Raw genomic sequence first — 17,260 nt, 5'->3', positions numbered from 1 at the left:
AACTGTTCGCCGCGGCTAATCCGGCCTATGCATTCCTGCTGGCCAGCGATGACGCACAGGACGCTTACGCCGAGTTCGTTGATCGCATCTGTATGGATAAGGCCAAGGCCGAGTGGAGTTAACAATGGAACCAGGTATCTATCACAACTTATCCAGTGCTGATTACCACGCTGATCCAGCGATAGGGTCAACATCCGTAAAGCAGATAAGCATTAGCCCAGCAAACCTTTACTTCAATCCATTTACGGGGAGTAAATCAGCCCACATTGGGAGCGCAATCCACGCCGCCATTCTTGAGCCAGATGTATATAAACGCGACTTCTATTTGCTTCCGGCTGGACTTGACCGGAGATCGGCTGACTACAAGGCAGCGGTAAGTGAATACGGTTCAGACTTTGTTTTAGTAGGTAGCGAGGTTGAAACAGTAAACCGCATGGTTGAGTCATCAAAGATGAACAGTGATTTTGTTGATTACATGCGGTCACCTGGTAAATCTGAAATTTCTATGTTTGCCACATGTGATGTCACGGGCCTTAACCTGAAATGCCGGTTTGACCGGCTTTCTGAATCCTACCCCTACCCACTGGATGTGAAAAGTTGCAGGGATGCATCAGGGCGGGGGTTCAGTAGTGCGTTCGGCCAATATCACTACCACATTCAGGCGGCCTTTTACCTTCATGTGCTGAGGCTGGTAACCGGCAGAGATCTTAATCAGTTCTGTTTTTTCGCCGTAGAAAATACAGCGCCTTACCGAAACTGTATGTATTACATCGGCGAGGAATCCCTTGAGCAGGGACGAAAGCAGATGTTTGAGGCACTGGAGAAACTAGCGGAGTGCATTGAAAACGAATCAGTCAGGTATGAGGGGATAGTTCTCCCTTCGTCTGAAATAAACATCCCTTCTTATCTCTTTGATGAAGAGTTTGATGACGAGGTAATAATCTAATGGACCTATCACAAACCATTATCCCCCGCTCTGATCAGCTTAATTTTGACGATGTTCAGATCAGTAGTATCACCGCGGTAATTAAATCTGTCCGAGCCGGAAATAAAGAGCAGCCAGTATTTATTGATTTGGAAGGGTATGACGGAAGGCCTTACAAACCATCAAAATCAATGCGCCGAGTTTTGATTGAGGGTTGGGGCAATGACGGCCATGCCTGGGCAGGGAAATCTTTAACCTTGGCCGGTGATCCCTCTGTGAAGTATGGCGGTGTGGCTGTTGGCGGCATCAAAGTTAAAGCCATGAGCGATGTCGAATCAAGCTTTTCTCTGATGCTGACGGTATCGCGAGGGAAGCGCGTAGAGCATACGGTCGAAAAATTGGTAACGAAAGCCAAAGTAGACCCGCTGGAGTGGTTTTCCGAAGCAGCAATGCACTCAACGCTAGCTCAGCTTGAAAGCCGGTTTGCGAAAACAAAGGCCGCTCTTGCTGACGATGGCGATCGGGTGAGTAAGGCCACAGAGGTATATAAGACCAGAAAATCAGAGCTGGAGGCGGCCGAAGGAAATTCCGCATGAAGCTAATGCCCCACTACCGCCGGACAAAGGAATGTCCGCTTTCAGGCATCAAGGAGAAGATAACCTGGCAGTTAGGCAAACAACCAATGACTGGGCAGCAACTGGCCGACATATTCGGCCTCAGCCTCGGGAGGATAAACGAGGTTATGCGCTCCAGCTTTAAGGGCGACACCGTGAAGCTCGGCAGAGGCGAGCCATTCGCCACTGACGGCAGAGCCATGGACAGGCTCTACTGGCTGGAAGCCAAACCACGGCGCGTTAATGCGAAAGAAAAGACACGGATCGTCTTCAGCCGGAAGCACTACCCAAATTAACCCCCTATTCACCCTATCCTCTGCCACCTGGCCGCCGGGAGGGTTATCTGTTGGAGAGGAATAAAGTGAAAAAAACACGAGCAATCGCATTAACCAGACCATGCAGTAACTGTCCATTTTTGGACTCTCCGCAGTCGATATCTCACACACTAAGGCCCGGGAGGCTGGCGGACATTAAATCAGGCCTTCTTGCTGATGATATGGCGCCGTTTCTGTGCCACAAAACACTCTCAGGCCATGAAGATGATAATGGCCAGTATCAGCATAGTGGCAAAGAATCGCACTGCATGGGTTCAATGGCATGGCTTTATCGTCAGGGCCGTTTTAATATCAGTATGAGACTCGCTGCAATGGATAAAACATGGCTCGAAAACCTGAAGCAAAGCGCCCTTTTGGTGGTGCGATGATCCAGAGAACAAGCATGCTGATAATCAGGGGCTGGTACCCTGCTTACATTAAGCGAATAGCGTTCCGCATTGCTCTGTGGGATGCGTACAGGAGGAAGTGATGCTTAATCCTGATGACATTAAGACCGGTTACACGTTAGGCCATGCAGATGCATTAATTCTGCGGGAGCTGGTTGAGAAAACACGCTGGATACCGCTTTCCGAACGATATCCCAGGGCTAAGGTATGGGTGTTGCTTCTCGATGAGGCTGGGCTGAGCATTGCTTATAAATGCAAGCGTATACAGATGTTCATAAATCAGAGAGGTGACCTGCTCTACAAAGCTACTCACTGGATGCCACTACCGGAGCCACCCGCATGATACTCGCCGGATACGTCATCCTCATTATCTCCGGTAACCTGGTAACCCCTCTCACTGAACATATCTACCCCACCGAAACACAATGTCAGACCATCATTGACCGACTGCATACGCGGCGGCCGGCAGCTGCGTTATTGTGTGGAGAAGTAGACAGGAGGGTGTAGGATGGTATTTTTCTTAACCGTAAGGAAAGTTGCATGTCTGATATATCGTCCAATAAAGCTACAATAGAATTCGTGGACCTGAGAAACAATAATGTCATCAGCGATGAAATCCGAAAAGGTTCTAAAGTAATCAAATTCGATTTTAAGATTATCTCTTATGATATTTACCCAGCAAAGACAGCGTTAGAACTTTTCAAAAATGATTTTACCAACGAGATAAGTCTACCTAGTTTTCCAGGAGGTTTATTGAGAGCTGTTAAAATGGACAGCGGCGAGCACCTGGCTTACCTGCAAGATGAAAAGCCAACTTATTCATATATAACTGCATTATTGGCAGCCAATCCTCCGAAGTCTCTCGATTGATTATGTCATTCAATATTTCGGCTAAGCCCGAAGAAGAACGCGAGAAAATTAATGTCGACCTGGCAGCGTCAGGCGTTGCTTACAAAGAGCGCATGAACATGCCAGTTGTTGCTATTCAGGTAGAGGAACAACAGCCAGAGGCGCTGCGGGAGTATTTCAGGGAAAGGTTGGCAATGTACCGGCAGGAGGCCATGAAACTGCCAAGAGGCAATGATCCGGTTTATGCGAAGGAGGAAGGGAAGTGAGTTGGCATCATGGAGATTATATAAATCTAGCTTCTGCGGCTGGAACAGTAATTGCGGCCGGCATGGCTCTCTTTGCAGCTAGAGATAGCTTAATCTCTTCAAAAAATAACATGTTAGTTAGACAAAGAGATCTGGAAACAAAGGGGTTGGAAAGCCTTATGTCAATTGCAAAATCAATCAATGACATTGGTAATGTTTCTGATATTAGGTCTTTATCTAAAGAGCAAAGAGAAAGCTTGGTTAGGCTGATATGCCTCGCTCACGTCGTAATTGTCGATTTCTGTATTAGTGCTCCTGCAAAATACAGACAAAAAGATAACTTTATGCTACTGACTCCACCTAACATTTTTAAGTCCTTGATCGACCAAAAAGACCATCAAAAAACCAATAATGACCTTGATTTCGGAGTAAGCGATTTCAGGATAATTGAGAGATACAGACTAGCTAGGAAATTTTTCAAAGAACTTTACCAAGCCGCCAACTGAGGCGGCTTTTTATTGCCTAAAGGAAACCACCATGACCCACGCCGACCCATCCGACGAAGCAACTGAACGCGAGCAGCAGCAATTGCAGATAGCATTGGCCAACCTCTCACGACCGAAGCCATTCACTGGCAAGTGCCTTACTGCAGCGAAGTAATCGACAAAGGCCACTACTGCGACAGTTACTGCAGGACGTGCGATGAAAAGCATGAACGCGCCGCGAAGTTTAAACGTCATTAACCCCACCCACTAAAACCACCCTATTCCCGCACCGGTCACCGGCGGCATCGTCGTGCCTACGGGTTGGGTAAAGGAGAATGCTATGCAGATTGAACAACTCGTTACCGAAAAAGAAGTGATGGCCTGCCTGAACATCCGCTCGCCAAACACGATGTGGCGCTACAGAAAGGAATGCTGCTTCCCGGAACCGGTACGATCACATCCGAATCAATACCGGCCGTCCGAGGTGCAAAACTGGATTAATAATGGCGGTTCTAAGCAGAAGATAGCTTCTTAACGTGCCAGAAGATTTTATCCGCGTGAAGCTCATAGCCCTGCTTCTGGTCTTCAATCCAGTCATGCTTGTTATACACTGCCATAATCCCACCCAAATCATGCCCCAGCATCTTCTCGGTGACATGGGGCGCTACTCCCTGCTCAGACAATCGGGTAACCAGCGTCCGGCGAAAATCGTGCGCTCTCCAGTACCCGATATCCATGCCGTCACGAACCCTGCCGATATACCTGTTGGCCGCTGATATAGTTATCGGCTTGTCCAGCGCGTCTCCCGGAAACAAAACATCTTTATATGTTGTTAGAGCCTTTTCAAGAAGCGGCTCAATTGCCGGGAAGATAGGCCGGCGAATGATATTGCCCATTTTGCTTAACTCTGCGGGCGTAGTCCAGATCATGCTATCCAGATCAAAGTGCTGTGTGGTGGCTTGCCTCAACTCTGAGTTTCTGGCGCCCCATAGCATCAGCATCTGGTGAAGGAGCTTATTGGCTGTGGATGCCCGTGTACGGTCTATCTTCAGCCATATCTGTGCCAGTTCCTGATAAGTCAGTACTCTGTCCCCTACCTGCGACGATGTACCAAAGTCACGGGGTAGAATGTTCATCAGGGATGAAGACTCAATATACTGCCGACGGATACACCAGTGTGCCGCGGTTCTGAGCTGACTGAGAACCTGACGGGCCCGGCGCGGATTCTCTCGTTCCTGCACAGTAAAGAAATCAACCCACTGCTTAGCGGTGATGTCCTCAATGGGTACATACCGAAATGCACCCTCCATAACCTTCATTACCGTCGAGCTATAGAGGTCCCGGGTCTTGGGTCTGAGTTGCGTAATTACATAGTTTTGGTACCAGTAGTCCAGGCAGTCGGCCAAGGTAGCTTTTGAGCTCTGGCCTCTATCGAACTTAGAGCGTGGATCAGCGCCGGATGCAACCAGCAGCCTGAGCTCATCGGTAATGTTTCTGGCATCCTTCAATGACACTGACGGATACCGGCCAATACTCATGCGCTGAAATTTTCCCTGCCATTTAAAGCGGAACTGGAAGTTGATAACGCCTTTAGGTGATATCCTTGCGCTCAGGCCGTTAGAGTCTGTAACCTCCGAGGGTCCAGTATAGGCTTTGCCTGAAATTGTTCTTAGCTTCGTGTCTGAAAGGGCCATTCTAAATTTGGTACACCAGAGAAATTGAGGTTGGTACAAGAATGGTACAAAATGTCGCGTGGAGTAAAGAGGATAATAAAGGAAAACCCAGGATAGAAAAGGTCGATAATTGAGCGATATAACCGGTAATATTTTGATTTTTAATAAATTAACAGGAAAGAAAAGGAAGGTATTGGATGAAAAATAATGAATCAGTAACACCTACCTTCCTCTTTCATGATTATGAGACTTTCGGCAAGCACCCTGCACTGGATCGTCCGGCACAGTTTGCCGGCATCCGTACCGATGCGCAGTTCAATATCATCGGTGAACCAGAGGTTTTTTATTGCCAGCCCGCCGATGATTATCTCCCGCAGCCGGAAGCGGTGATGATCACCGGGATTACCCCGCAACATGCTCTGGCACAGGGGGTCAATGAGGCGGAGTTTGCCAGGCGTATCCACACTCTGTTTTCTGAACCGGCAACCTGTGTGGTGGGCTACAATAATGTCCGTTTTGATGATGAGGTTACCCGCAATATTTTTTACCGGAACTTCTATGAACCTTATGGCTGGAGCTGGCAGGCAGGAAATTCACGCTGGGATCTGCTGGATGTGATGCGTGCCTGTTATGCTCTCCGTCCTGAAGGTATTCACTGGCCGGAAAACGAAGACGGATTGCCCTCTTTCCGGCTGGAACATCTGACGGCAGCCAACAATATCAGCCACGAACAGGCTCATGATGCTATGTCGGATGTTTATGCCACTATCGCCATGGCCAGACTGGTCAGAGAAAAACAGCCGAAATTATTCGATTTTCTGTTCCGCCATCGTAATAAAAATAAACTGCAGACCCTGATTGATATTCCGCAAATGAAACCACTGGTACATGTCTCGGGTATGTTCGGTGCGGCGCGGGGAAATACCAGCTGGATAGTGCCGCTGGCCTGGCATCCGGAGAATAAAAATGCCCTGATCACCCTCGACCTGGCCGGTGACCTCGAACCGTTGTTACAGGAAAATGCTCAGACTCTGCGTGAACGTCTGTACAGTACCCGTGAACAGCGCGGTAATCTGCCGGCAGTGCCGCTGAAACTGGTGCATATTAATAAATGTCCGGTACTGGCCCCGGCCAGTACATTGCGGCCGGAAGATGCCGCGCGACTGGCGATAGATCGCGCCCGTTGTCTGGAAAATCTGGCCCTGTTACGTCAGCACAGTGAAATTCGTGAGAAAGTTGTCGAAATTTATGCGACCAGCCGTGAATTTCCGGCGACAGAGGATGTGGATGCACGGCTGTATGACGGCTTTTTCAGTGAGGCGGATAAGCATGCGATAAATATTATCCGTTCAACGGATCCCCGCCATTTACCGGCGCTGGATATTCGCTGGCAGGATCCGCGCATCGATGCACTGCTGTTTCGCTACCGCGCCCGTAATTTCCCGGGAACGCTGGATGACAGTGAGCAGCAACGCTGGCTGGAACACCGCAGAGAAAGTCTGTCAGCCACCCGGGCAGAACAGTACCTTGCTGAGCTGCAGCAACTTTCTGCGCTCTATCCGGACGACGCACATAAGCAGTCACTGCTGAAAGCATTATACCGGTACGCTGAAAGCTTACTGAACTGATTCGCAGATATAAAAAAACCCTGCCGTCATTGCCGGCAGGGTTAATCAGTGTTCAGACCGACAGATTATAATCCGTCTTCACTGTATTGTGGTACCGGTAATCTGAAGATACGGGTTACCACGGCCAGGTAGATAATGCCGATAGCCGCCCAGATCAGCCCCAGAATCATAGAACTTTCTTCCAGGTTAACCCATAAAGCACCCACCGTCATCGCTCCCAGCAGTGGCAGGATCAGATAACTGATATGATCCTTCAGGGTCTTGTTACGTTTCTCACGGATCCAGAACTGTGAAATAACCGACAGGTTAACGAAGGTAAATGCCACCAGCGCACCGAAGTTAATCAGGGCAGTCGCCGTCACCAGGTCAAAGTTAATCGCCAGCAACGCAATGGCACCTACCAGCAACACATTCAGGGTCGGCGTAGACCACTTCGGTGAAATATAACCAAAGAAACGTTGCGGGAATACACCGTCACGTCCCATCACGTACATCAGACGGGAAACACCGGCATGTGCAGCCATTCCGGATGCCAGCACGGTTACACAGGAGAAAATCAGGATACCGAACTGGAACGTTTTACCCGCTACGTACAGCATGATTTCCGGCTGTGAAGAGTCCGGATCTTTGAAGCGCGAGATATCCGGGAAATACAGTTGCAGGAAGTATGACACTGCAATAAACAGTAATCCGCCGATCAGGGCTGTCAGGAAAATAGCTTTCGGAATAGTGCGCTCTGCATCTTTGGTTTCTTCTGACAGTGAACTGATACCGTCAAAGCCAAGGAAGGAGAAGCACAATATTGTGGCCCCGGTGATCATAGGAACAACCTGCGCATCAGAAGACCAGAACGGTTTACTGCTTACCAGGGTACCGGCACCGACACCATGGCTGACGCCATAGATAACCAGACCAACAATAAACACCATTACCGCAATCTGCAGGACCACGATAACACTGTTAAAGTTAGCGACTGTCTTAATCCCTTTAAGGTTAGTGACAGTCATAAACACCACCAGTAATACAACGAAAATCCATGACGGGACCCCCGGTACCAGTGATTCAAAATAGCTTTTTGCCAGCAGAATATTAATCATGGGCATAAACAGATAGTCCAGCAATGAGGACCAGCCGACCATAAATCCGACATGAGGACTGATGGATTTTTGCGCATAGGTATAGGCCGAACCAGCTGACGGGAAGCGGCGTACCAGCTTGCCATAGCTCAGTGCGGTAAACAGAATAGCGATTAAGGCGAAAGCATAAGCGGTGGCAACATGGCCACTGGTCAGCCCGGAAACAATCCCAAAGGTATCAAACAGGGTCATTGGCTGCATATAAGCCAGACCAATCATCACCACAGGCAGCAGTGTCAGTGTTTTTTTCAGATTGGCACGCTGTGGTGCAGGAGAAGTATTATTTTGCATGAGTCTGGCTCCCTACAGTAACAATCGGTGCGGATTGCTCCACAGGGAATTTCCGCGCGCGGCGAAACGTGAAGTGTAAAACAGATGTGCCATTGAATGTCGCGCCGTAGTCGTCGCGAAAGCGGCTACCAGATGCTGCTGGTAAAGTGGTGAACAACCCCATCAATATTTCCTCAGACTCACTTCGGTGAGTGTTTTTTGTGTATATCTCTCCGGAAAAGTTCCGGCCCCGTCAGGATGAGTAATCAAACATTTACGCAAAAAAAATAACCGACGCCAGGAAAGGCATCGGTTATTTCAAATTTTGCAGACGCGCATTTTGCATAAAACGCCCCCCCAATTCAAGCAAATATCGTGTTGTTTACCACATTTGCCAGAAATTGCTTATTGCATTGGCATATCAAACGGATCCGGCCACTGATATTCAAAACCCATTTGCTGACAAATACGTTGCGCTGCCACAATTTTTCCGTCCTGAGTGCCCTGTTGCGGGATAAATTCAGGAGCCACCCAGCCTGCCTGTCGTGCCAGTCGTGGATAATACTGTTCTCTGGCCGGATGTTGCGGTGCACACAGGTTATACACTCGCCCGCTGGCCGGGTTTTCCAGTAACACTATGATCGCAGTAATAACATCATCAAGGTGAACAAGATTCACCCCTTGCTGACCACGGCTTAATCCGGTCTTACCTGCCAGAAAACGTCCCGGATGACGCCCCGGCCCCACCAGCCCTGCCAGCCGCAGAATATCAACACTGGTACCGGGCAAATCGTGCAACCATTGTTCAAGTTGTACCAGTGACCGGCCGGCAGGCGTCACAGGATGCAACGGACTTTGTTCATCCACTTCACCTTCAGCATCACCATATACCGAAGTCGAGCTGGTAAAGATAATATGTTTTACCTTGCGCGCCAGTGCGCTGTCGACGATATTCTGAACTGCATAAACATACTGCTGGCTGTTTTCTGCGGTACGGCTGGCTGGCAGTGTGACGACCAGCGCATCCACTGCCAGTAAATCTGCCAGATCATCCTTATCACAATGCGGTTCCGGGTCCAGCGTCAGTTTACAGGCATTAATACCACTGGCCCTGGCAGCACGTACACCGTCTTCGGTCGTTTTACTGCCGGATACCTGCCAGCCGCGCCCTGCCAATGCACGGGCCAATGGCATCCCCAACCAGCCCAGACCCACAATTGCTACTTTTTTCATTATAAAACCGCCTTTTTCAGCTGTTCAACGCAGTCACTGATGTTATTCCTCTGACCGGTTTCAGGCCAGTATAAATTTTTATTGTGCTTTTATTATGACCCGGTAAAAAAGTGTTGCCAGCCACTGAGATTTTGGTTAGGTTAAATGCCAGACAAACGACTCACTAACCGTCGGAAAAATTTATGAATCGCGTTCAGTTTAACCACCATCATCACCATCACCCTGACTAGTCTTTCAGGCGATGTGTGCCGGGAGACGAAAAGATCTCCCGGTGGTTTGAGCGCTATTTTAAACCCCCGGAAGAAATCTTCCGGGGGTTTTTTTATGGACAAAAATTTAACAATAAAAATTCCGGACAGGAACAACAGACAGAGGACAGGACAGATGTTAGATAGCAAACGTATTCGCATTGCCATGCAGAAATCAGGTCGCCTGAGTGATGACTCACGTGAACTGCTGACACGCTGTGGTATAAAAATTAATCTTCAGCAACAAAGACTTATTGCATTCGCAGAAAATATGCCAATCGATATCCTGCGGGTGCGCGATGATGATATTCCGGGCCTGGTCATGGACGGTGTCGTTGACCTGGGGATCATTGGTGAAAATGTGCTGGAAGAAGAGTTGTTGTCACGCCGGGCACAGGGAGAAGATCCCCGCTATACCACCCTGCGTCGCCTGGATTTCGGTGGATGCCGGTTGTCACTGGCTATGCCGGCAGATGCTGAATACACAGGCCCGGAGTGCCTGAATAATAAACGTGTTGCGACCTCTTATCCGCACCTTCTGAAACGCTACTTCGACAGCAAGGAGATTAATTTCAAGTCCTGTCTGCTGAACGGTTCTGTCGAAGTCGCGCCACGCGCCGGTCTTGCTGATGCAATCTGCGATCTGGTTTCCACCGGAGCCACCCTGGAAGCGAACGGCTTACGCGAAGTCGATGTGATTTACCGCTCCAAAGCAGTACTGATCCAGCGCAACGGCGATATGCCTGAAGAAAAACAATATCTGATCGATAAGCTGCTGACCCGTATCCAGGGGGTTATCCAGGCCCGCGAATCAAAATACATTATGCTGCACGCACCTTCAGACCGGCTGGAAGAAGTCATCAGTCTGTTACCGGGGGCTGAGCGCCCGACCCTGCTGCCACTGGCGGGCGACAAAGCAAGGGTCGCCATGCATATGGTCAGCAGCGAAACACTGTTCTGGGAAACCATGGAAAAACTGAAAGCCCTGGGCGCCAGCTCAATCCTTGTTCTGCCGATTGAGAAAATGATGGAGTAAGTGATGAGCAACTTTGACACTCTTATACACTGGCAACAATGCTCTGCTGAACAGCAACAGGCATTACTGAAACGCCCTGCGCTGGCCGCGTCCGCGACCATCAGTCAGACAGTGCAGGATGTGCTGGATCAGGTGAAGCAACAGGGCGATACCGCACTGCGCAATTTCAGTGCGAAGTTTGACAAGATCAGTCCGCAGGTTTTTGCTGTCAGTGAACAGGAGATCAGCGCAGCGGCGGAGCGTGTCAGTGATGAACTGAAATCTGCCATGCGGACTGCTGTCGGTAATATTAATGCCTTTCATCAGGCCCAGATTTTCCCCGGTGTCGATATTGAAACTCTGCCTGGTGTGCGCTGCCAGCAAGTGACCCGCCCGGTGCAGTCCGTCGGTCTGTATATTCCCGGCGGTTCTGCCCCGTTATTTTCCACAGTGCTTATGCTGGCTACCCCGGCAAAGATTGCCGGGTGCCGTCAGGTGGTACTTTGTTCCCCTCCGCCGATTGCCGATGAAATACTGTTTGCCGCACAACTCTGTGGTATTACAGACGTGTTTCAGGTCGGCGGAGCCCAGGCTATCGCCGCCATGGCCTTCGGTACTGACTCTGTCCCTAAAGTTGATAAAATCTTCGGCCCGGGGAATGCCTGGGTGACGGAAGCGAAACGCCAGGTCAGTCAGCGTCTGGACGGCGCGGCTATTGATATGCCTGCCGGGCCGTCAGAAGTTCTGGTGATTGCCGACGAAGGGGCAACACCGGCATTTGTGGCTTCCGACCTGCTGTCACAGGCAGAGCACGGGCCGGACTCCCAGGTGGTGCTATTGACACCGTCGGCTTCGCTGGCCGAAAAAGTTGCTGAAGAAATCCGCCACCAGCTGGCCGCACTGCCCCGTGCCGACACTGCCCGCCAGGCCCTGGCAGGCAGCAGGCTGATTGTCACCCGTGACCTTGACGAATGTATTGCTATCTCAAACCGCTACGGGCCAGAGCACCTGATTATTCAAACCCGGCAACCCCGTGAGTGTGTTGAACGTATTACCAGCGCAGGATCTGTTTTCCTGGGTGACTGGTCACCGGAATCAGCGGGTGATTATGCCTCCGGGACGAACCACGTGTTACCGACCTATGGCTACACGTCAACCTATTCGAGCCTCGGACTGGCTGATTTCCAGAAACGAATGACCATCCAGGAGTTATCACCCGCCGGTTTTTCGGCGCTGGCACCGTCGATCGAAATTCTGGCGGCCGCAGAACGGCTTGATGCCCATAAAAATGCGGTGACATTGAGAGTGAAAGCTCTGGAGGATAATCTATGACAAAGTCTGTTGAACAGCTGGCACGTGATAATGTCCGGGCACTGACCCCTTATCAGTCAGCCAGACGATTGGGTGGAAACGGAGATGTGTGGCTGAATGCTAATGAGTATCCGCTCCCTGTCCCTTTCGAGCTCACTCAGCAAACATTAAACCGTTATCCTGAATGTCAGCCAGCGCAGGTTATCGAGCGCTATGCAGCATACAGCGGACTGAATAAGGATCAGGTACTGGTCAGCCGCGGCGCTGATGAGAGCATTGAATTACTGATCCGTACGTTTTGCGAACCCGGTAAAGATAAGATTTTATTCTGTCCGCCAACTTACGGTATGTATAGCGTCAGCGCAGAAACTATCGGTGTGGAATATGTCACCGTCCCGGCACTGGATAACTGGCAGCCGGACATTCCGGCTATCGCCAGCCAGCTTGACGGGGTGAAACTGGTGTACCTGTGCAGCCCGAATAACCCGACAGGTAATATTATCGACCCAGACGCTGTTCGTCAGTTACTGGCACTGACAGCCGGAAAAGCGTTGCTGGTCGCCGATGAAGCCTATATCGACTTTTGTCCGGAAGCCTCCCTGAGCGGCTGGCTGCGCGACTACCCGCACCTGGTTATCTTACGCACCTTATCCAAAGCATTTGCGCTGGCCGGTTTACGCTGTGGCTTTACTCTGGCAAATCCACAGGTTATCACTCTGTTACTTAAAGTGATCGCCCCGTACCCGCTCTCTACTCCGGTCGCGGATATCACCGCCCAGGCATTGAGTGAACAAGGCCTGGCGGTTATGCGCCAACAGGTGGCGACCCTGAACAGTACCCGTCAGTGGTTACAGCAACAGCTGGAGCAATGCCCGCTGGCGGAACAGGTTTATCCCGGCTCAGCTAACTATCTGCTGGTCCGTTTCAGTGATCCACAGGTCTTCAGTACCCTGTGGGATCAGGGCATTATTTTACGGGACCAGCGTAAAAACCCCGGCCTTGAAGGGTGTTTACGTATTTCTATCGGCACCCGCCATGAATGTGAAGTTCTGGTGAATGCCCTGAACACATTAAGTCACTCGGCGGAGCAAGCATGAGCCAGAAAATTCTTTTTATTGACCGTGACGGCACACTGATTTCTGAACCCCCGGTTGACTTTCAGGTCGACCGGATGGAAAAACTGGCCTTTGAACCTGGCGTGATCCCGGCCCTGCTTCGCCTGCAGGATGCCGGTTATCAGTTGGTGATGATCACCAACCAGGATGGCCTGGGGACCGACAGTTTCCCGCAGGCTGACTTTGATGGCCCGCATAACCTGATGATGCAGGTTTTCAGTTCTCAGGGTATCAGCTTTGCGGCGGTACTGATCTGCCCGCATACACCGGAAGATAACTGTGACTGCCGTAAACCCCATACCCGACTGGTTCAGCCATGGCTGGAAGACGCGGTATTAGATAAGCAAAACTGTTATGTAATTGGTGACCGCCAGACGGATATGACTCTCGCGGAGAACATGGGGATCAACGGAATTCTTTATGGCGAAGGTGATAATGTGTGGCCATCGATCGCTGATCGCCTGACCCGCCGTGATCGTCACGCACTGGTGCAGCGTAATACTAAAGAAACACAGATCACCGCCGAAGTATGGCTGGACCGCGAAGGCGGTAGCAGGATCAGTACCGGGGTAGGTTTTTTTGACCATATGCTGGACCAGATTGCCACCCACGGTGGTTTCAGAATGAATATTGATGTCAAAGGTGATCTGTATATCGATGACCATCATACGGTAGAAGATACAGGCCTGGCCCTGGGTGAGGCGCTGTTAAAAGCTCTGGGAGATAAGCGGGGGATTGGCCGTTTTGGGTTTGTGCTACCGATGGACGAATGCCAGGCCCGTTGTGCACTGGATATCTCCGGCCGGCCGTATCTGGTCTATAAAGCAGCCTTTAGTTTTCAGCGGGTAGGCGACCTGAGTACCGAAATGATTGAACATTTTTTCCGTTCACTCTCTTACAGTATGGCCTGTACCCTGCACCTGAAAACCAAAGGGCACAATGATCACCACCGGGCCGAAAGTCTGTTTAAAGCGTTTGGTCGTACCCTGCGCCAGGCTATTCAGGTCAACGGTAATACACTGCCGAGTTCAAAAGGGGTGCTGTAATGGACGTGGTCATTTTAGATACCGGATGTGCCAATCTTTCCTCCGTCAAATGGGCGATTGAACGGCTGGGATACCAGCCGGTCATCAGTCGCGACAAAGGCGTGGTGCTGAATGCCGATAAACTGTTTTTACCGGGCGTCGGTACCGCCAGGGCGGCCATGAGTCAGTTACAGGAACGTGAACTGACAGAACTGATCAGGCACTGTACCCAGCCGGTGCTGGGCATTTGTCTGGGGATGCAGCTGCTGGGGCGTCGCAGTCAGGAGAGTAACGGCATTGATACCCTCGGCCTGATTGATGAACAGGTCAGCCTGATGGAAACCGGCGAATTGCCGTTACCTCATATGGGCTGGAACCAGGTCACCCCGCAGGCCGGGCACCCGTTATTCCGTAATATTGCTGCCGACAGTTATTTTTATTTTGTCCACAGCTACGCCATGCCTGTATTCAGCGGCACCATTGCACAATGTGATTATGGAAAGCCGTTTTCTGCTGCCGTACAGCAGGACAACTTTTATGGTGTCCAGTTTCACCCCGAACGCTCCGGTAAAGCCGGCGCTCAGCTGATCAAAAACTTCCTGGAGATGTAATGATTATCCCCGCTCTCGATTTAATTGAAGGTAAGGTTGTCCGTCTTCACCAGGGAGATTATGCGCAACAACGCGATTACGGTAATGACCCCCTGCCACGCCTGCAGGCTTATCAGCAGGAAGGGGCTGAAGTATTGCATCTGGTCGATCTCACCGGGGCAAAAGACCCGCAGGCTCGCCAGATCCCCTTACTGAAAAAACTGCTCGCCGGTGTCACTGTCCCGGTTCAGGTCGGTGGCGGCATCCGCAGCCGTGATGATGTCGCAGCCCTGCTTGAAGCCGGAGCTTCGCGGGTGGTGGTCGGTTCAACCGCGGTCACACAGCCCGAAGAGGTCAGACAATGGTTCCGCGAGTTTGGTGCAGGGGCAATTGTCCTGGCTCTGGATATCCGGATTGACGAAAACCAGCGTAAAGAAGTGGCTATCAGCGGCTGGCAGCAAGCTGCCGGGGTTACCCTCGAGCAGGTTATCGAAAACTATCAGTCTGTCGGACTGAAACATGTTCTGTGTACAGATATTTCCCGTGACGGCACCCTGGCTGGCTCTAATGTCGCCCTTTACCAGCAGGTGACAGCACGTTATCCGCAGATTGCATTTCAGTCTTCCGGAGGCATTGGTTCACTGGCAGATATCGCGGCATTACGCGGCAGTGGCGTAAAAGGCGTGATTGTCGGACGCGCTTTACTGGAAGGAAAATTTACAGTGACGGAGGCTATTTCATGCTGGCAAAACGGATAATTCCCTGCCTGGATGTACGTGACGGTCAGGTAGTCAAAGGTGTGCAGTTCCGTAACCACGAGGTGATCGGTGATATTGTTCCGCTGGCGAAGCGTTACGCCGAGGAAGGTGCCGATGAACTGGTCTTTTATGATATTACGGCCTCTTCTGATGATCGGGTAGTGGATAAGAGCTGGGTGTCACGGGTGGCAGAAGTGATAGATATTCCCTTCTGTGTGGCCGGAGGCATAAAATCAACAGAAGATGCTGCACGTATCCTCACTTTTGGTGCCGACAAAATTTCGGTGAACTCCCCTGCACTGGCGGATCCTGATCTTATCAGCCGGCTGGCTGACCGCTTCGGGGTGCAGTGCATCGTGGCAGGTATCGATACCTGGTACGACGAGCAAAACGGCATTTATCAGGTGAATCAGTATACGGGAGATGAATCCCGAACCCGTGTCACCCAGTGGCAGACCGCGGACTGGGTGACGGAAGTCCAGAAACGGGGTGCCGGTGAAATAGTGCTGAATATGATGAATCAGGACGGTGTCCGTAACGGTTATGACCTGCAACAGCTGAAACTTATCCGCGATATCTGTCATGTTCCTTTAATTGCCTCAGGCGGCGCAGGTACTATGCAGCATTTCCTTGATGCTTTTCGTGATACCAATATCGATGGCGCACTTGCCGCTTCTGTATTCCATAAGCAACTGATTAATATTGCAGAACTGAAAGAGTTTCTGCGTACCAATAATGTGGAGGTCCGTACGTGTTAACTCCTGAGCAACTTGCCCGGCTGGACTGGGAAAAAACCGGCGGGATGATCCCTGCGATTATCCAGCATAACGTTTCCGGTGAAGTACTGATGCTGGGCTATATGAATCAACAGGCACTGGAGGTTACGCAGCAAACCGGGCATGTCACTTTCTGGTCACGCACTAAAAACCGCCTGTGGACCAAAGGTGAAACCTCCGGCCACGTTTTGCAGGTTGTCAGTATCACTGCCGACTGCGATAACGACAGTCTGCTGATCCTTGCCACGCCGGCCGGGCCGACCTGTCATCAGGGGACTTCCAGCTGTTTCTCCCCCGCCGCCAGTGACTGGGGCTTTCTCTATCAACTGGAACAGTTGCTGGCTTCGCGTAAATCGGCAGATCCCGACAGTTCTTATACTGCCAGTCTGTATGCCCGTGGCACCAAGCGTATTGCACAAAAAGTCGGTGAGGAAGGTGTTGAAACGGCACTGGCGGCAACCGTCAATGACCGTTTTGAACTGACCAATGAAGCTTCCGATCTGATTTACCACCTGCTGGTACTGTTACAGGATCAGGATCTCGACTTCAGTACTGTGATCAATAATCTGCGCGAACGTCATCAGAAAAAAGACTGACCCGCAGCGATACGGCAACGCCGCCTGTCAGACAGGTGCCGTTGCCT

The 17,260-nt window shown here is 50.8% G+C and carries 22 protein-coding genes and 1 other annotated feature; of the genes, 19 read left to right on the top strand and 3 right to left on the bottom strand.

What is annotated here, in order from left to right:
• The first annotated feature begins 124 nt into the window (after positions 1-124).
• The 9 genes from JK216_RS15020 to JK216_RS14980 all read left to right on the top strand — a co-directional run bounded on the left by JK216_RS15020 (position 125) and on the right by JK216_RS14980 (position 4,374).
• Positions 125-946: a PD-(D/E)XK nuclease-like domain-containing protein gene (locus JK216_RS15020; RefSeq protein ID WP_212712043.1), complete on the top strand. Its 822-nt coding sequence runs from the start codon at positions 125-127 to the stop codon at positions 944-946.
• Positions 946-1,521: a hypothetical protein gene (locus JK216_RS15015; protein WP_212712042.1), complete on the top strand. Its 576-nt coding sequence runs from the start codon at positions 946-948 to the stop codon at positions 1,519-1,521. Before JK216_RS15020 ends, JK216_RS15015 begins: the two co-directional genes overlap by 1 nt.
• Positions 1,518-1,835, top strand: coding sequence for a hypothetical protein (locus JK216_RS15010; RefSeq protein ID WP_212712041.1), 318 nt, complete (start codon positions 1,518-1,520; stop codon positions 1,833-1,835). The genes JK216_RS15015 and JK216_RS15010 overlap by 4 nt, the downstream gene beginning before the upstream one ends.
• Positions 1,836-1,900: 65 nt before the next feature.
• Complete coding sequence (locus JK216_RS15005) at positions 1,901-2,242, top strand: hypothetical protein (protein WP_212712040.1); 342 nt, start codon at positions 1,901-1,903, stop codon at positions 2,240-2,242.
• A gap of 100 nt (positions 2,243-2,342) precedes the next feature.
• Positions 2,343-2,603: a DUF551 domain-containing protein gene (locus tag JK216_RS15000; RefSeq protein WP_212712039.1), complete on the top strand. Its 261-nt coding sequence runs from the start codon at positions 2,343-2,345 to the stop codon at positions 2,601-2,603.
• A gap of 197 nt (positions 2,604-2,800) precedes the next feature.
• Positions 2,801-3,130, top strand: a complete 330-nt coding sequence (locus JK216_RS14995; RefSeq protein ID WP_212712038.1) for a hypothetical protein — start codon at positions 2,801-2,803, stop codon at positions 3,128-3,130.
• Positions 3,131-3,132: 2 nt separating this feature from the next.
• A complete protein-coding gene (locus JK216_RS14990) occupies positions 3,133-3,375 on the top strand; it encodes a DNA polymerase III subunit theta (RefSeq protein ID WP_212712037.1) in 243 nt (80 codons plus the stop codon).
• Positions 3,372-3,860 carry a hypothetical protein gene (locus JK216_RS14985; RefSeq protein WP_212712036.1) on the top strand — a complete coding sequence of 163 codons (489 nt, stop codon included), beginning with the start codon at positions 3,372-3,374 and terminating at the stop codon, positions 3,858-3,860. The genes JK216_RS14990 and JK216_RS14985 overlap by 4 nt, the downstream gene beginning before the upstream one ends.
• 319 nt (positions 3,861-4,179) lie before the next feature.
• Entirely contained in the window at positions 4,180-4,374 is a 195-nt protein-coding gene (locus tag JK216_RS14980; RefSeq protein WP_212712035.1) for an AlpA family transcriptional regulator, read from the top strand.
• On the opposite strand, the gene JK216_RS14975 is transcribed toward JK216_RS14980, so the two are convergent.
• Positions 4,352-5,533 (bottom strand): site-specific integrase, encoded by a 1,182-nt coding sequence (locus JK216_RS14975; RefSeq protein WP_212712045.1) that lies wholly within the window; start codon positions 5,531-5,533, stop codon positions 4,352-4,354. The two genes, JK216_RS14980 and JK216_RS14975, sit on opposite strands and share 23 nt — an antisense overlap.
• Before the next feature lie 176 nt (positions 5,534-5,709).
• Between JK216_RS14975 and sbcB the strand changes: the two genes are divergently transcribed.
• Positions 5,710-7,140 (top strand): exodeoxyribonuclease I, encoded by a 1,431-nt coding sequence (gene sbcB, locus JK216_RS14970; protein ID WP_212712034.1) that lies wholly within the window; start codon positions 5,710-5,712, stop codon positions 7,138-7,140.
• A gap of 65 nt (positions 7,141-7,205) precedes the next feature.
• On the opposite strand, the gene JK216_RS14965 is transcribed toward sbcB, so the two are convergent.
• Both JK216_RS14965 and JK216_RS14960 read right to left on the bottom strand, forming a co-directional pair.
• Entirely contained in the window at positions 7,206-8,567 is a 1,362-nt protein-coding gene (locus JK216_RS14965) for an APC family permease (RefSeq protein WP_212708984.1), read from the bottom strand.
• 384 nt (positions 8,568-8,951) lie between these two features.
• A complete protein-coding gene (locus tag JK216_RS14960) occupies positions 8,952-9,779 on the bottom strand; it encodes an SDR family oxidoreductase (RefSeq protein ID WP_212708985.1) in 828 nt (275 codons plus the stop codon).
• A gap of 182 nt (positions 9,780-9,961) precedes the next feature.
• On the opposite strand from JK216_RS14960, the gene hisL reads away from it, so the two are divergent.
• From hisL to hisIE, 9 genes are all read left to right on the top strand, one after another.
• Positions 9,962-10,009, top strand: a complete 48-nt coding sequence (gene hisL, locus JK216_RS14955; protein ID WP_002231208.1) for a his operon leader peptide — start codon at positions 9,962-9,964, stop codon at positions 10,007-10,009.
• Positions 9,985-10,105 (top strand) — a sequence feature (His leader region). (Overlaps the previous gene by 25 nt.)
• 58 nt (positions 10,106-10,163) lie before the next feature.
• Positions 10,164-11,063 (top strand): ATP phosphoribosyltransferase, encoded by a 900-nt coding sequence (gene hisG / locus JK216_RS14950; RefSeq protein WP_212708986.1) that lies wholly within the window; start codon positions 10,164-10,166, stop codon positions 11,061-11,063.
• A 3-nt stretch (positions 11,064-11,066) separates the two neighbouring features.
• Entirely contained in the window at positions 11,067-12,374 is a 1,308-nt protein-coding gene (gene hisD, locus JK216_RS14945) for a histidinol dehydrogenase (protein WP_212708987.1), read from the top strand.
• On the top strand, positions 12,371-13,450 hold the full coding sequence (gene hisC / locus JK216_RS14940; RefSeq protein ID WP_212712033.1) for a histidinol-phosphate transaminase: 1,080 nt from the start codon (positions 12,371-12,373) through the stop codon (positions 13,448-13,450). Before hisD ends, hisC begins: the two co-directional genes overlap by 4 nt.
• Positions 13,447-14,514, top strand: a complete 1,068-nt coding sequence (gene hisB, locus JK216_RS14935) for a bifunctional histidinol-phosphatase/imidazoleglycerol-phosphate dehydratase HisB (RefSeq protein ID WP_212708989.1) — start codon at positions 13,447-13,449, stop codon at positions 14,512-14,514. The genes hisC and hisB overlap by 4 nt, the downstream gene beginning before the upstream one ends.
• Positions 14,514-15,104 (top strand): imidazole glycerol phosphate synthase subunit HisH, encoded by a 591-nt coding sequence (gene hisH, locus JK216_RS14930; protein WP_212712032.1) that lies wholly within the window; start codon positions 14,514-14,516, stop codon positions 15,102-15,104. Before hisB ends, hisH begins: the two co-directional genes overlap by 1 nt.
• Positions 15,104-15,841: a 1-(5-phosphoribosyl)-5-[(5-phosphoribosylamino)methylideneamino]imidazole-4-carboxamide isomerase gene (gene hisA / locus JK216_RS14925; protein WP_212708991.1), complete on the top strand. Its 738-nt coding sequence runs from the start codon at positions 15,104-15,106 to the stop codon at positions 15,839-15,841. Before hisH ends, hisA begins: the two co-directional genes overlap by 1 nt.
• Positions 15,823-16,599 carry an imidazole glycerol phosphate synthase subunit HisF gene (gene hisF / locus JK216_RS14920; RefSeq protein ID WP_212708992.1) on the top strand — a complete coding sequence of 259 codons (777 nt, stop codon included), beginning with the start codon at positions 15,823-15,825 and terminating at the stop codon, positions 16,597-16,599. Before hisA ends, hisF begins: the two co-directional genes overlap by 19 nt.
• Positions 16,593-17,213: a bifunctional phosphoribosyl-AMP cyclohydrolase/phosphoribosyl-ATP diphosphatase HisIE gene (gene hisIE, locus JK216_RS14915; protein WP_212708993.1), complete on the top strand. Its 621-nt coding sequence runs from the start codon at positions 16,593-16,595 to the stop codon at positions 17,211-17,213. Before hisF ends, hisIE begins: the two co-directional genes overlap by 7 nt.
• The last annotated feature ends 47 nt before the right edge of the window (positions 17,214-17,260 follow it).

This window comes from Tatumella sp. JGM94, from assembly GCF_018257595.1.
Lineage (GTDB): Bacteria > Pseudomonadota > Gammaproteobacteria > Enterobacterales > Enterobacteriaceae > Tatumella > Tatumella punctata.
This window is presented reverse-complemented; position numbering and strand designations above follow the sequence as displayed.

Coding starts and splice junctions, on each gene's coding strand:
- JK216_RS15020 (WP_212712043.1), top strand. CDS start 125: ATGGAACCAGGTATCTATCACAACTTATCCAGTGCTGATTACCACGCT.
- JK216_RS15015 (WP_212712042.1), top strand. CDS start 946: ATGGACCTATCACAAACCATTATCCCCCGCTCTGATCAGCTTAATTTT.
- JK216_RS15010 (WP_212712041.1), top strand. CDS start 1,518: ATGAAGCTAATGCCCCACTACCGCCGGACAAAGGAATGTCCGCTTTCA.
- JK216_RS15000 (WP_212712039.1), top strand. CDS start 2,343: ATGCTTAATCCTGATGACATTAAGACCGGTTACACGTTAGGCCATGCA.
- JK216_RS14995 (WP_212712038.1), top strand. CDS start 2,801: ATGTCTGATATATCGTCCAATAAAGCTACAATAGAATTCGTGGACCTG.
- JK216_RS14990 (WP_212712037.1), top strand. CDS start 3,133: ATGTCATTCAATATTTCGGCTAAGCCCGAAGAAGAACGCGAGAAAATT.
- JK216_RS14980 (WP_212712035.1), top strand. CDS start 4,180: ATGCAGATTGAACAACTCGTTACCGAAAAAGAAGTGATGGCCTGCCTG.
- JK216_RS14975 (WP_212712045.1), bottom strand. CDS start 5,533: ATGGCCCTTTCAGACACGAAGCTAAGAACAATTTCAGGCAAAGCCTAT.
- sbcB (WP_212712034.1), top strand. CDS start 5,710: ATGAAAAATAATGAATCAGTAACACCTACCTTCCTCTTTCATGATTAT.
- JK216_RS14965 (WP_212708984.1), bottom strand. CDS start 8,567: ATGCAAAATAATACTTCTCCTGCACCACAGCGTGCCAATCTGAAAAAA.
- JK216_RS14960 (WP_212708985.1), bottom strand. CDS start 9,779: ATGAAAAAAGTAGCAATTGTGGGTCTGGGCTGGTTGGGGATGCCATTG.
- hisG (WP_212708986.1), top strand. CDS start 10,164: ATGTTAGATAGCAAACGTATTCGCATTGCCATGCAGAAATCAGGTCGC.
- hisD (WP_212708987.1), top strand. CDS start 11,067: ATGAGCAACTTTGACACTCTTATACACTGGCAACAATGCTCTGCTGAA.
- hisC (WP_212712033.1), top strand. CDS start 12,371: ATGACAAAGTCTGTTGAACAGCTGGCACGTGATAATGTCCGGGCACTG.
- hisB (WP_212708989.1), top strand. CDS start 13,447: ATGAGCCAGAAAATTCTTTTTATTGACCGTGACGGCACACTGATTTCT.
- hisH (WP_212712032.1), top strand. CDS start 14,514: ATGGACGTGGTCATTTTAGATACCGGATGTGCCAATCTTTCCTCCGTC.
- hisA (WP_212708991.1), top strand. CDS start 15,104: ATGATTATCCCCGCTCTCGATTTAATTGAAGGTAAGGTTGTCCGTCTT.
- hisF (WP_212708992.1), top strand. CDS start 15,823: ATGCTGGCAAAACGGATAATTCCCTGCCTGGATGTACGTGACGGTCAG.